The 12,362-nt window shown below is 65.0% G+C and carries 13 protein-coding genes; 8 read left to right on the top strand and 5 right to left on the bottom strand.

Annotation, left to right across the window (positions count from 1 at the left end; translation table 11 throughout):
- Positions 1–212: 212 nt before the first annotated feature.
- The 5 genes from MA09_RS12390 to kynB form a co-directional block, all read right to left on the bottom strand.
- Positions 213–785, bottom strand: coding sequence for an alpha/beta hydrolase (locus tag MA09_RS12390; protein WP_036248853.1), 573 nt, complete (start codon positions 783–785; stop codon positions 213–215).
- Between the two features lie 62 nt (positions 786–847).
- Positions 848–1,969, bottom strand: coding sequence for an acyltransferase (locus MA09_RS12385; RefSeq protein ID WP_036248850.1), 1,122 nt, complete (start codon positions 1,967–1,969; stop codon positions 848–850).
- A gap of 54 nt (positions 1,970–2,023) precedes the next feature.
- Positions 2,024–2,869 carry a tryptophan 2,3-dioxygenase gene (gene kynA, locus MA09_RS12380; protein WP_036248847.1) on the bottom strand — a complete coding sequence of 282 codons (846 nt, stop codon included), beginning with the start codon at positions 2,867–2,869 and terminating at the stop codon, positions 2,024–2,026.
- A gap of 20 nt (positions 2,870–2,889) precedes the next feature.
- Positions 2,890–4,146: a kynureninase gene (kynU, locus tag MA09_RS12375; protein WP_036248845.1), complete on the bottom strand. Its 1,257-nt coding sequence runs from the start codon at positions 4,144–4,146 to the stop codon at positions 2,890–2,892.
- On the bottom strand, positions 4,143–4,790 hold the full coding sequence (gene kynB, locus MA09_RS12370) for an arylformamidase (RefSeq protein ID WP_036248843.1): 648 nt from the start codon (positions 4,788–4,790) through the stop codon (positions 4,143–4,145). The genes kynU and kynB overlap by 4 nt, the downstream gene beginning before the upstream one ends.
- A gap of 602 nt (positions 4,791–5,392) precedes the next feature.
- Here kynB and flhD point away from each other — a divergent pair.
- The 8 genes from flhD (at position 5,393) to cheA (ending at position 12,333) form a co-directional block, all read left to right on the top strand.
- Positions 5,393–5,710 carry a flagellar transcriptional regulator FlhD gene (flhD, locus tag MA09_RS12365; protein WP_036248842.1) on the top strand — a complete coding sequence of 106 codons (318 nt, stop codon included), beginning with the start codon at positions 5,393–5,395 and terminating at the stop codon, positions 5,708–5,710.
- Positions 5,711–5,785: 75 nt separating this feature from the next.
- A complete protein-coding gene (flhC, locus tag MA09_RS12360; RefSeq protein ID WP_036248839.1) occupies positions 5,786–6,361 on the top strand; it encodes a flagellar transcriptional regulator FlhC in 576 nt (191 codons plus the stop codon).
- Positions 6,358–7,113: a trans-aconitate 2-methyltransferase gene (locus MA09_RS12355; protein WP_036248837.1), complete on the top strand. Its 756-nt coding sequence runs from the start codon at positions 6,358–6,360 to the stop codon at positions 7,111–7,113. The genes flhC and MA09_RS12355 overlap by 4 nt, the downstream gene beginning before the upstream one ends.
- A gap of 148 nt (positions 7,114–7,261) precedes the next feature.
- Complete coding sequence (motA, locus tag MA09_RS12350) at positions 7,262–8,116, top strand: flagellar motor stator protein MotA (protein WP_036248835.1); 855 nt, start codon at positions 7,262–7,264, stop codon at positions 8,114–8,116.
- 67 nt (positions 8,117–8,183) lie between these two features.
- Positions 8,184–9,113 (top strand): flagellar motor protein MotB, encoded by a 930-nt coding sequence (motB, locus tag MA09_RS12345; RefSeq protein WP_036248833.1) that lies wholly within the window; start codon positions 8,184–8,186, stop codon positions 9,111–9,113.
- Between the two features lie 17 nt (positions 9,114–9,130).
- Positions 9,131–9,679 (top strand): hypothetical protein, encoded by a 549-nt coding sequence (locus MA09_RS12340; RefSeq protein ID WP_036248830.1) that lies wholly within the window; start codon positions 9,131–9,133, stop codon positions 9,677–9,679.
- Between the two features lie 92 nt (positions 9,680–9,771).
- Positions 9,772–10,137, top strand: a complete 366-nt coding sequence (locus MA09_RS12335; RefSeq protein WP_036248827.1) for a response regulator — start codon at positions 9,772–9,774, stop codon at positions 10,135–10,137.
- Between the two features lie 36 nt (positions 10,138–10,173).
- Positions 10,174–12,333 carry a chemotaxis protein CheA gene (gene cheA / locus MA09_RS12330; RefSeq protein WP_036248824.1) on the top strand — a complete coding sequence of 720 codons (2,160 nt, stop codon included), beginning with the start codon at positions 10,174–10,176 and terminating at the stop codon, positions 12,331–12,333.
- Positions 12,334–12,362 lie beyond the last annotated feature (29 nt).

The following is a 12,362-nucleotide window of genomic DNA, read 5'->3' as shown; positions in this document are numbered from 1 at the left end:
CCCCGGTTTTCGTTTGTGTTTTTCGTAGGGTGGGCGGCTCCACCCGGACATCAGTCAGCCTGCGGCTCTTCCGCCGCCCACGCGTCCGACATGCGTTCCCTTGTCGAAGCGCGTCGATGGTCCGCGGCCTGCCTTGACCGCGTGGGCGGCGCCGGCGCTATCGGCGAATCGAACGAGAGGGTGGAGCCGCCCACCCTGGGCATCCTTGGTACTTACGCTTGCTGGCCGACGTCATGCCCCAGCTCGTCGCAGAATTCCTGGAGCAGGCGCTCGCCCTCGGGCCAGGGGCCGTGGCCCGAGTCCGCGTTGACGTGGCCGGCGTCGCCGATGTGCACCAGGCGGCTGCCCCAGGCCTGGGCCAGGGCGCCGGCGCGTTCGGGCGTGATGTAGGGATCGTTGCCGCTGGCGAGCACGACGCTCGGGAAGGGCAGGGGTGCGAGCGGAATCGGCGCGAAGCCGCCGGCCGAACCGTTCGGGGCCGGGTAGCTCGGCGCCTCGACGTCGCTCGGGGCCACGAGGAAAGCGCCGGCCACCTTCAGCGGCGAGCCGCTGGCGGCCCAGTGCGCCACGAGCATGCAGCCGAGGCTGTGCGCGACCAGGATCGGGGCGCCTTTGCAGGCGCCGATGGCGGCATCCAGCTCGGCCACCCATTCGTGGCGCTCCGGGCTGTTCCAGTCGCGGTGCTCGGCCTTGGTCCAGGCCGGGTAGCGCCCCTGCCACTGGCTCTGCCAGTGCTCGGGACCGGAATTCCACAGGCCCGCCAGGATCAGTATGTCGCACTTCATCGCGCCTCCGCCGTTGGGAAAAGATTAACGGCGATTGTACGTCGAAAGCCAGAGGGGCGGCATCAGGCCCCGGATTTTTCGACCGCGACGATGGGCCGGCGCGGCGCCAGCAGCCGCGCGAACATCGCCTGGAACACATGGCGGCGATGTTCCGTGAGCGTGCCGAGGGCGAAGGTCGTCGCGATGATCGCTGCCACCAGACCGAACAGGTCGGCGCTGGAAGTGCGGTCGTGCGGATAGACTGCCAGCCACAGCCCGATGACGATCGCATGCGACAGGTAGAGCGTGAAGGTGTACGAGGCCAGCAGCCGCACTGACGGCGCAATGCGCAGCAGCCCAGTGAAGCCGGCATCGCGCGCGCAGGCGAAGTTGAGCAGCACGATCGCGCAGACCACGTAGTCGCCAAGGAAGCGGTCGGCGCTGCCCAGGGGCAGCCCCGGAAAGGGCCACCAGGCGATGGCCGCCATGCGTAGCGGGTCTTCCAGGCCCAGGGCCACCCAGGCGCCCAGCAGCAGCAGGCTGGCCAGCCATCCGGCGCGGGCCGCGGCAACGCCGAGCCAAGGCTCCCGATGGCGCCGGCACAGCCAGGCGCCGGCGAGCCACACCGGCAGCAGGAGCCACAGCTTGTAGCCCATGAGGGCCAGCGCCAGCCCCATGAGAAGGATGCGGCGGCGCCCGCGCAGGTAGCAGGCCAGGCCGAACAGCAGGTAGTACCAGGCTTCGTAGTTGAGCGACCAGTAGGGTTCCATGTAGGGCGGCACTTCGGTCAGGGTCCAGTGCTGGCCGAGGAAGAGCAGATGGAACGGTACGTACACATGCAGTTTGTCGAGCACGTAGCCGTAGGGCGGGACCTGGTCGGTGAAGGCGCGCACGGCGAATGCGCAAGCCAGCCCCAGCAGCAAGACCGGCAGGGCCACCGAATACAGGCGTGACAGGCGCGCCAGCGCATACTGGCGTGCGGACGGGCGGCGCTGCGCCACCGTCGAGGCGATCACGAAGCCGGACAGCACGAAGAACACGATCACGGCTTCGCGCCCCATTTCCGGCACGACGCCCCAGGCCCCTTTCGGGACGGCCTTGAAGTAGTCGAAATGGGCGAGCACCACCATGACCGCCGCCAGGAAGCGGGTCAGGTCGAGGTAGACGGAAAAGGGCTGCGGGAGTGCCGGCGGGGCTGACTGCATTGTTTCCTCATGTCATGGGAACAATGCGATCATACACCGCCCGTCCCGCGCGGCTTACAAAGCAGTGCGCAAAGCAAACAATTCCGGGAACAGGACCACGTCGAGCATCTTGCGCAGGTAGCTGGCGCCGGAGGTGCCGCCGGTGCCCGTCTTGAAGCCGATGATGCGCTCGACCGTGCTCACGTGGCGGAAACGCCAGAAGCGGAAGGCGGTCTCCAGGTCGACCAGCTTCTCGGCCAGTTCGTACAGGGCCCAGTGGTGCTCGGTATCCTGGTAGACCTGCAGCCAGGCCGCCTTCACGCTCTCGTCGCCCGCGGTAGGGCGGGTCCAGTCCGCCGCCAGGCGTTCCGGCGACACGCGGAAGCCGCTGCGCGCCAGCAGCATCACCGCCTCGTCGTAGACGGAAGGGGCGTGCAGCTCGCGTTCGAGGATGGCATGCGCCTCCGGCGACTTCTCGTGCACGCCCAGCAGGTTCGGGTTCTTGTTGCCGAGGATGAATTCCAGCTCGCGGTACTGGAAGGACTGGAAGCCCGAGGACGCGCCCAGGTAGGGGCGGATCGCGGTGTATTCGGGCGGCGTCATGGTCGCCAGCACGTCCCAGGCATGCACCAGCTGGTCCATGATGCGCGCCACCCGCGCCAGCATCTTGAAGGCCGGCGGCAGGTTGTCTTCCTTGATGTGGCGGCGCACGGCCTGCAGCTCGTGCAGCATCAGCTTGATCCACAGCTCGCTGGTCTGGTGCTGGATGATGAACAGCATCTCGTTGTGGTTCGGCGAGAGCGGGTGCTGGGCCGTGAGGATGCTATCCAGGCCGAGGTAGTCGCCGTAGCTCATGGACTCCTTGAAGTCCAGCTTGGCGCCGTGCCACTCGGGCGGCTTGGGGTTCGCTTGATCGTTCATTGCGGTTTCCCGGTAAAGCGTCAGGTGACGGCGCTGCGCTCGGCCCGGATGTCGTAGGCTTCGCGGTCGAGGATGTCCTTCAGGATCGCCACCGCGTCCCAGACGTCGGCGAAACTGGTGTACAGCGGCGTGAAGCCGAAGCGCATGATCTCCGGCTCGCGGTAGTCGCCGATCACGCCGCGCGCGATCAGGGCCTGCATCACCGCATAGCCGTGCGGGTGGGTGAAGCTGGCCTGGCTGCCGCGGCGCGGGTGTTCGCGCGGCGTCACCAGGCCGAGCGGATGTCCGCCGCAGGTCGATTCGACCAGCTCGATGAACAGGTCCGTCAGCGCCAGCGATTTCTCGCGGATCGCCGCCATCGTGGTCTCCTCGAACACCTCGAGCCCGCACTCGACCAGGGCCAGCGATACCACCGGCTGGGTCCCGCACAGCGCGCGCCCGATGCCGTCAGCGGCCGCGAAGCCATGCGACATCGCGAAGGGCCTGGCATGGCTCCACCAGCCCGTGAGCGGATGGGAAAACGCGGCCAGGTGGCGCTGCGGCACCCAGATGAAGGCGGGGGCGCCGGGACCGCCGTTCAGGTATTTATAGGTGCAGCCGACCGCGAAGTCGGCTTCCGCCGCGTGCAGGTCGACCGGCACCGCGCCGGCCGAATGGGCCAGGTCCCAGACGGTCAGCGCGCCGGCCGCGTGGGCTTGGCGGGAAAGCAGCGCCATGTCGTGCTGGTAGCCGGTCCGGTAGTTGACGTGGGTGAGCATCAACACCGCGCAGTCGGCGTCCACTGCGGCCGGGATCTCCTCCACCGAATCGACCAGGCGCACCCGATAGCCGCGATCCAGCCACTGGGTCAGGCCTTCGGCCATGTAGATATCGGTCGGGAAGTTGCTGCGCTCGGTGACGATGGTGCGCCTGGCCGCGCCCGGGCCCCGGGCCTGCAGCTGCAGTGCGGCGGCCAGCGCCTTGAACAGGTTGAGCGAGGTGGTGTCGGTGACCACGACTTCGCCTTCCTTCGCCCCGATCAAGGGCGCGAGGCGATCCCCGAGGCGTTTCGGCAGTTCGAACCAGCCGGCCGTGTTCCAGCTCTTGATCAGGTCCTGGCCCCATTCGCGGGCCACGACCTCCTGGGCGCGCGCCAGCGCCGTCTTCGGCCGGGCGCCGAGCGAATTGCCGTCGAGGTAGATGACGCCCTCGGGCAGGTCGAAGCGCTCGCGCAGGGCGCGCAGCGGGTCGCTTCGGTCGCGCGCGACGCAGTCGTCGCGTGTCATTACAGCGCTCATGCAGCTTCCTTCATTGGTAACTGGCGCAGGATGGCCCGCACCGGGCTGGCATCCATGCCGGCGAATTTCAGGGGCAGGGCGACCAGTTCGTAGTCGCCCTCGGGGACCTCGTCCAGCACGATGCCCTCCAGGATGGCCATGCCGCTTCGGCGCACCGCGTGGTGGGCGTCCAGGGTTTTCGAATCCTGCGGGTCGAGCGAGGGCGCATCGGTGCCGACCAGGATCGCGCCGCGGCTGGCCAGCAGGGCGATCGTGGCCGCGCTGATGGCCGGGAAGTCGGGGTCCCAGGCGTGCTGGGGGCTGTCCGCGTAGGTACGCAACAGCACGCGCGGCGGGACGCCGTCCAGCTTGTCCGCGAGGTGGGCCGGCTCGACGGCCCCGACACCCAGGCAATGGATCACGCGGCAGGCGCCGATATAGGGCCGCAGGTCGACCTGGTCGATCGACTTGCCGGCCGGGTCGTAGTGGCTGGGCGCGTCGGTGTGGGCGCCGAGGTGGGTCGTCATCGTCATGCGGCTGACGCGGACCGGGCAGCCGTCCTCCATCTCCCAGGTAGGGGTGGCTTCGAAGGGCGTGTCGCCCGGCCAGACCGGAAGGCCGCTCGATATCGTGGGGCTGAGATCCCAGATGCGTAAAGATTCCATGCAGCGCCTTTGATTGGTTGAGGCTTGAAGTTGTTGCCGGTTTCGCAGTGTAGCAAGTTCCGGTGCCGGACGTCTGGATTTCTTGTCTTGCCAACAACTTTTTCCACCGCAAAAAATTTTTAAAAAATTTTCTCAAGAACCCTCAAGTTCCCTGAACCCTTGCCGTTATCCCTCCTGGAAGCGCGATAAAGGGTCGTGAAAAATATTTTCAACAAACCCTCAAGTTCCCGGCAAGTGCTCCGCTAATGAGGTGGAGGAGGGCAGCGAAGGATTTGAAAAAATATTTTGCGAAAACCCTAAAGTATTCCTAAAGCTTGACGTAAACCGTATCAAGCGCACGACAGAAGCCTCGTCATGCGTCCACAATTTGGCGGATTTTTCCGCACATCAACAGCCCCGTTTTCATAGGGGCGCCAGAGTGATCCAGCAGGGTTTGTCAGACAAACTCCTACGGGTCATGCCGTCATTTCGCGGACAAAAAATACAGGGTTTGTCCAATACCGAAAAAGTTTCCTCACAGTCAGAATCTATCTCAACGGCAACACCTCAGTGGCAACGATGGCAACTGAGCAGCCGATTCAACGGATACGGAGAGATAGAAAATGACGATGAACGACATGATGGCTGAAATCCGCGACGCTAACCTGAGCTACCTGATGCTGGCCCAGCAGATGATCCGTGCCGACAAAGTCACCGCCATCTTCCGACTCGGCGTCTCCGCCGACATCGCCGACCTGATCGAAGGCATGAGCAATGCCCAGATCCTGAAATTGGCAAGCGGCAACATGATGCTGGCCCGCTTCCGCTTCGACGACACCGCCATCCTCTCGATGCTGACCAGCCACACCAAGGAGCGCAGCCTGGCCCAGTCGCACGCCGCAATCCTGATGGCCGGCCAGCCGGTGGAAGAGATCGTATAAAATCCCGCTGGACGCGGTCCCGTCGGGACCGCATGGCAAGTAAGTAATACGGAAGTAATACGAGCGGGAGCAGCAATGAGCAAGAAGAGTGTCGTATCGGAAGCGCAGGAAATCCAGCTTGCGATCGAACTGATCAACCTGGGGGCGCGCCTCCAGCTGCTCGAAACCGAAGTCTCGCTCTCGCGCGAGCGCCTGCTCAAGCTCTACAAGGAACTGAAGGGCGTCTCACCGCCCAAGGGCATGTTGCCGTTCTCGACCGACTGGTTCCTGACCTGGCAACCGAACATCCATTCCTCGCTCTTCATCAATATCCATAACTTCCTGGTCGAACATGCCGGCGCCACCGGCATCCAGGCGGTGATGAAGGCGTATCAACTCTACCTCGAGCAGATGCCGCCCGAGCCGGGCGAAGAGCCGCTGCTGTCGCTCACCCGCGCCTGGACCCTGGTGCGCTTCTTCCAGAGCGGCATGCTGGTGCTGGCCCCATGCCAGAAGTGCCAGGGCAAGTTCGTCGTCAACGCCCTCGACCTGAACGCCGGCTACCTGTGCGGCCTGTGCCACATGCCTTCGCGCGCCGGCAAGACGCGCAAGGCGAAAGATGCCAAGGATGCGGCCGCCGCCGCCGGGGCTGCCTTCAAACAGGACGAGTGAAACCCGCCATTGCGGCACTGCTCCTGCAGGCTGCCGCTTTCCCGCTGACACTGGCCCTGACCTGGCTGCTGGCCACCGCCAACATCCCGATGTCGTACTTGTCCGTGGCCGTGATCCAGGGCCTGGTCGCCGCCGGCCTGACCTGGTGGCGCGGCCTCGCCAGCTGGTGGCGCGCCATCCAGCTGCTGTTCCCCATCGGGCTGTTCGGCGCATTTCAACTGGCGATCCCGCCGCTGGCCTTTCTCGCCGCCTTCCTGTTCCTGCTTCTGCTGTACTGGTCCACCTACCGCACCCAGGTGCCGTACTACCCGTCCGGCCGGTGTGTGTGGGAGGCCGTGACCGGGCTCCTGCCGGCTCAGCGGGCCGATCGGCGGCCGGTACGCGTGATCGACATCGGCAGCGGCCTGGGCGGCCTGGTGCTGGACCTGGCGCGCCGCGGTCCCGCCGTCGAGGCGACCGGGATCGAACTGGCGCCGCTGCCCTGGCTGGTGAGCCGGCTGCGGGCGCGCCTGGCGGGGAGTAGGGCCCGCTTCATTCGCGGCGACTACAACGCCGTCAATTTCGGCGAATTCGACCTCGTGTTCGCCTATCTCTCGCCGGCCGCCATGGATGCCCTGTGGCGCAAGGCGGCACGCGAAATGCGACCCGGTTCCCTGCTTCTGAGTTACGAATTCGTCATTGACGATCGCTTACCGAACCGTACCGTCTATCCCACAGAGGGCGGTCCGCCCCTTCATATCTGGCACTTTTAGGCGACAAAACCGGCCTTTCTGCTTGCCGATAGGCCATTCTCCCGCTAGAGTGGTTCCTGGCGTCAACTTTGCCTGAAGTAACTATTTTTGTCGTCATTATTTGAGTCTGCCGGACGAAGCATTCCCGGCATATCTGGAGCGGAATTCCTTGTTAGTCATTCTTGGTTACATCGTCGTCTGCGCCTGCGTATTCGGCGGTTTTGCCCTGGCCGGCGGCCACCTGGCCTCGCTGTGGCAGCCGATCGAACTGCTGATGATCGGCGGCGCCGCCCTCGGTGCGTTCTTCGTCGGTAACACCATGAAGTCGGTCAAGGCGACCATGAAGGCCCTGCCGACCGTGTTCAAGGGCTCCCAGTACACCAAGGACATGTACATGGAGCTGATGGCGCTGCAATTCGACGTGCTCTCGAAAGTGCGCAAGGAAGGCCTGATGTCGATCGAAGGCGACATCGAGGCGCCGGAAGCCTCGCCGCTGTTCTCGAAGTATCCGGCGGTGCTGGCCGACCACCACATCGTCGAATTCATGACCGACTACCTGCGCCTGATGGTGTCGGGGAACATGGATGCGATGCAGATCGAAAACCTGATGGACAACGAGATCGAGACCCACCACCACGAAGGCGCGGTCCCGGCCCACGTGATCTCCAAGCTGGGCGACGGCCTGCCGGCCTTCGGTATCGTGGCGGCGGTGATGGGCGTGGTCCACACGATGGAATCGGTGGGCCTGCCGCCGGCCGAGCTGGGCATCCTGATCGCGAAGGCGCTGGTCGGTACCTTCCTCGGCATCCTGCTGGCCTACGCGTTCGTGACCCCGCTGGCCAGCGTGCTGGAACAGAAGCTGGAAGAATCGACCAAGATGTTCCAGTGCGTGAAGGTCACGCTGCTGGCGAGCCTGAACGGCTATGCGCCGGCCCTCGCCGTCGAATTCGGCCGCAAGGTGCTGTACTCGACCGAGCGTCCGAGCTTCGCCGAGCTCGAAGAGCACATCAAGCGCAAGAAGTAAGACGTGATGCTGCTGCATTCCACGCATTTATCCGATCCACCGCAGGAATTGAAGCGAGGAGGGGGGCATGGCTGACGACAACATGCGTCCCATCGTCGTCAAGCGCATCAAGAAGGTCCAGGGCGGCCACCACGGCGGCGCCTGGAAGATCGCCTACGCCGACTTCGTGACCGCGATGATGGCCTTCTTCCTGCTCATGTGGCTGCTCGGCTCGACCGCCAAGGGCGACCTGGAAGGCATCTCGGAATACTTCAAGACGCCGCTCAAGGTGGCGATGGCGGGCGGCTCGGGCGCGGGCGATTCCTCGTCGGTGATCAAGGGCGGCGGCACCGACCTGACCCGCCGCAACGGCCAGGTCAAGAAGGGCGACATCGATCCGACCTCGAAGACCTACAACCTGGAAGCGGCCAAGGCCCAGGTCGCGCGCGCCGAAGCCGAGCGCCTCGAGTCGCTGAAGGCCAAGATCGAATCGGTCATCGAGGTCAACCCGCTGCTCAAGAAGTACAAGAACCAGCTGCTGCTCGACATCACCAGCGAAGGCCTGCGCATCCAGATCGTGGACGAGCAGAACCGCCCGATGTTCGAACTGGCCAAGGCCGAGCTGCAGCCGTACACGAAAGAGATCCTGAACGTGATCGGCATGGTGCTCAACGAAGTCCCGAACAAGATCGGCCTGTCGGGCCATACCGACGCCACTCCGTACTTCAGCCACGCCGGCTACAGCAACTGGGAATTGTCGGCCGACCGCGCCAATGCCTCGCGCCGCGAACTGGTGCGCGGCGGCCTGGCCGACGACAAGGTGCTGCGCGTGGTAGGCCTGGCCTCGGCGGCCCACCTGGACCGCAAGGACCCGTTCAACCCGATCAACCGGCGCATCAGCATCATCGTCATGAACAAGCGCACCGAGGAAGCCGTACAGCGCGACGCGGCTTCGCTCGAGGTGCCGGCGCAGCAACCCGCAGCAGCCGCCGAGGCGGTCGCTGCGGCCGGCAAGTAGTCCAGCTGGAGACTCGAATGAAAAGAAAAAAGATTCTCGGATCGCACGTCAAGCGCCTGCTCTCGGGTGTGGCCATCCACGGGCGCCGTCACCTGACCGAGGTCGAGACCGATCTGCTGCAGACCGAGCTGCTGCTGGAGGAAGCCATCGACAAGCTGACCAGCAGCTTCATGGCCATCCACTCGGCGGTCGGGGCGCGCCAGGACGCAATCAACCGCCTGCTGGCCGGTGAGACGCCGAGCGCCGAAGACAGCGCGAACCTGGCGGACATGTCGGGAGAGATCGGCCAGCACGTGAATTCGGCCATCACCAGCATGCAGTTCCAGGACATGACCAGCCAGCTGATCGACCGCACGCTGCGCCGCGTGGCCGGCCTGCGCGAGTTCCTCGGCACGCTCAGCGAGCATGGGGCCGAGATCGCGCCGGAAACCGACAGCGAGGAAATCATCGAGCGTCTGGGCAAGGTCAGCATGGCGCTGGCGATCCAGTCGCTCGAACTGCGCAGCATGCTGCGCAAGTCGGTGGACCAGCATCACCTGGAGAGCGGGGACATCGAACTCTTCTGAGTGCGTTGCCAAGCTGGACACAACGATACAACGACACTTCGCCACTTAACATTCAACCGGAACATACCGGGATAAAACAGCAGGAGCAAAACATGGCAAAAACGATTCTCGCGGTCGACGATTCCAGTTCGCTGCGCCAGATGGTGGCCTTCAGCCTGAAGGCGGCTGGCTACAACGTGGTGGAAGCCGTCGACGGCCAGGATGGCCTCGACAAGGCGAAGCTGCAGAGCGTCGACCTGGTCCTGACCGACCAGAACATGCCGCGCATGGACGGCCTGGCCCTGATCAAGACCCTGCGCACGCTGCCGGCCTACGCCAAGACCCCGATCCTGATGCTGACCACCGAGTCGTCCGACGAGATGAAGGCCAAGGGGCGCGCCGCGGGCGCCAACGGCTGGCTGGTCAAGCCTTTCGATCCGCAGCGCCTCATCGAGGTAGTGAAAAAAGTCATCGGTTAAGCCGATGATGCGCCGGGTAATTCAGGGAATAGCACCATGACGATCGACATCAGCCAGTTCTACCAGGTCTTTTTCGACGAGGCAGAGGAACTGCTCGCCGAAATGGAGCGGCTGCTGCTGGCGGTCGACGTGGCATCGCCCGACCCGGAAGACCTGAACGCCATCTTCCGCACCGCCCACTCGGTCAAGGGCGGGGCCTCAACCTTCGGCCTGACCGACATGAGCGAAGTCACGCACGTGCTCGAGTCGCTGCTGGACCGCATCCGCAAGGGCGAGATGGCGCTGACCTCGAACCACGTGGACGCCTTCCTGTCGGCCAAGGACAGCCTCAAGATGCAGCTCGACGGCCACCGTCACGGCGGAGCAGTCGACCAGGAAGCGGTCGCCAACGTGCGCATGGTGCTGCACGACCTGGCCGAAGGCCTGGTGCCGCACGCGCCCGTGGTGGCGCCGTCCTACCTGACCGCCGAGGCCAAGGTACATCATCCGACGGAAGGCGCGCACCGCTACAAGATCGAGCTGCCGCCGGTCGAGCAGCGCGACATCAGCGCCCTGGTCGACGAGCTGGGCCTGATGGGCCGGACCAAGGTCACGCCCCTGGAGGCGGGGCGCAGCGCCATCGTCATCACCACGCACGAGAGCCTGGACGACATCATCGCGATCTGCTCCTTCGTGCTCAATCCGGAAGACCTGAAGATCTTCGAGGCCCCGGCCCTCACGCCGGAGCAGCGCGCCATCGAGGCCGCCGAGCGCAAGCGCATCGAGGACGAGCAGGGTTACGGCTTCTTCGACTTCGACGACGACGGTGACGCCGCCGCGGCAAAGGAAGACGAGCTGTCGGACGACGAGCGCGGCTACGGCTTCTTCCAGCCGATCGAACAGATCCGCGCCGCGGCCGGCATCACGGGCGAGCCGAAGCCGCTTGCTGCGCCGAAGGGGCCGGAACCGCTCGAACCGTCGGAGCTGGCCGCCGAGAAGAAGACCGCCGCCAAGAAAGACCCGCACGCGGAATCGTCCTCGATCCGGGTGTCGGTCGAGAAGGTCGACCAGTTGATCAACCTGATCGGCGAACTGGTGATCACCAACGCCATGCTCGAGCAGAGGAGCGGCGGGCTGGACCCGATGCAGCATGAGCGCCTGCTCAATTCCATCAGCCAGCTGGGCCGCAACACCCGCGAGCTGCAGGAGGCGGTGATGTCGATCCGCATGATGCCGATGGACTTCGTGTTCTCGCGCTTCCCGCGCATGGTGCGCGACCTGGCCAGCAAGCTGGGCAAGAAGGTCGACTTCATCACCAACGGCGCCGCCACGGAACTGGACAAGGGCTTGATCGAGCGCATCGTCGATCCGCTCACCCACCTGGTGCGCAACTCGATCGACCACGGCATCGAGATGCCGGCCGCGCGCGTAGCAAGCGGCAAGTCCGAAGCCGGGCGCCTGTTCCTGTCCGCCGGCCACCAGGGCGGCAACATCGTCATCGAAGTCTCGGACGACGGCGGGGGGCTGAACCGCGAGCGTATCCTGGCAAAGGCGACCCAGAACGGCCTGCCGGTCAGCGACAACATGAGCGACGAGGAAGTCTGGCAGCTGATCTTCGCACCGGGCTTCTCGACCGCCGAGCAGGTGACCGACGTGTCGGGCCGCGGCGTCGGCATGGACGTCGTCAAGCGCAACATCACCTCGATGGGCGGCAGCGTCGACATCCGCTCGGCGCGCGGCTTCGGCACCACGATCTCGATCTCGCTGCCTCTGACGCTGGCCATCCTGGACGGCATGTCGATCCGCAGTGGCGAAGAAATCTACATCCTGCCGCTTTCCTTTGTCGTCGAGTCGCTGCAGCCGGCGCCCCAGGACATCCGCGAGATCGCGGGCCGCGGGCGCGTGCTGAAGGTGCGCGGCGAATACCTGCCCATGATTCCGCTGTACCAGATGTTCGACATCGAGCCTCGCATCACCGACCCGTCCGAGGGCATCGTGGTGATCCTCGAGACCGAGGGCAAGAAGGCGGCGCTGTTCGTCGACGAACTGGTGGGCCAGCAGCAGGTGGTGGTGAAGAACCTGGAAGCGAACTACCGCAAGGTGGCCGGCATTTCGGGCGCCACCATCCTGGGCGACGGCGGCGTCGCCCTGATCCTCGACGTGGCCGCGCTAGTGCGTTCTTCGCGCCAGCTGCTCGGCGACACCGTCGTATCGTGAAGCTTTTACAAAACATCAACCCCGAGAGG

Origin of the sequence: Massilia sp. BSC265 (assembly GCF_000740675.1) — a bacterium.
Taxonomy (GTDB): Bacteria; Pseudomonadota; Gammaproteobacteria; order Burkholderiales; family Burkholderiaceae_D; genus Telluria.
This window is presented reverse-complemented; position numbering and strand designations above follow the sequence as displayed.

Coding starts and splice junctions, on each gene's coding strand:
- MA09_RS12390 (WP_036248853.1), bottom strand. CDS start 785: ATGAAGTGCGACATACTGATCCTGGCGGGCCTGTGGAATTCCGGTCCC.
- MA09_RS12385 (WP_036248850.1), bottom strand. CDS start 1,969: ATGCAGTCAGCCCCGCCGGCACTCCCGCAGCCCTTTTCCGTCTACCTC.
- kynA (WP_036248847.1), bottom strand. CDS start 2,869: ATGAACGATCAAGCGAACCCCAAGCCGCCCGAGTGGCACGGCGCCAAG.
- kynU (WP_036248845.1), bottom strand. CDS start 4,146: ATGAGCGCTGTAATGACACGCGACGACTGCGTCGCGCGCGACCGAAGC.
- kynB (WP_036248843.1), bottom strand. CDS start 4,790: ATGGAATCTTTACGCATCTGGGATCTCAGCCCCACGATATCGAGCGGC.
- flhD (WP_036248842.1), top strand. CDS start 5,393: ATGACGATGAACGACATGATGGCTGAAATCCGCGACGCTAACCTGAGC.
- flhC (WP_036248839.1), top strand. CDS start 5,786: ATGAGCAAGAAGAGTGTCGTATCGGAAGCGCAGGAAATCCAGCTTGCG.
- motB (WP_036248833.1), top strand. CDS start 8,184: ATGGCTGACGACAACATGCGTCCCATCGTCGTCAAGCGCATCAAGAAG.
- MA09_RS12340 (WP_036248830.1), top strand. CDS start 9,131: ATGAAAAGAAAAAAGATTCTCGGATCGCACGTCAAGCGCCTGCTCTCG.
- MA09_RS12335 (WP_036248827.1), top strand. CDS start 9,772: ATGGCAAAAACGATTCTCGCGGTCGACGATTCCAGTTCGCTGCGCCAG.
- cheA (WP_036248824.1), top strand. CDS start 10,174: ATGACGATCGACATCAGCCAGTTCTACCAGGTCTTTTTCGACGAGGCA.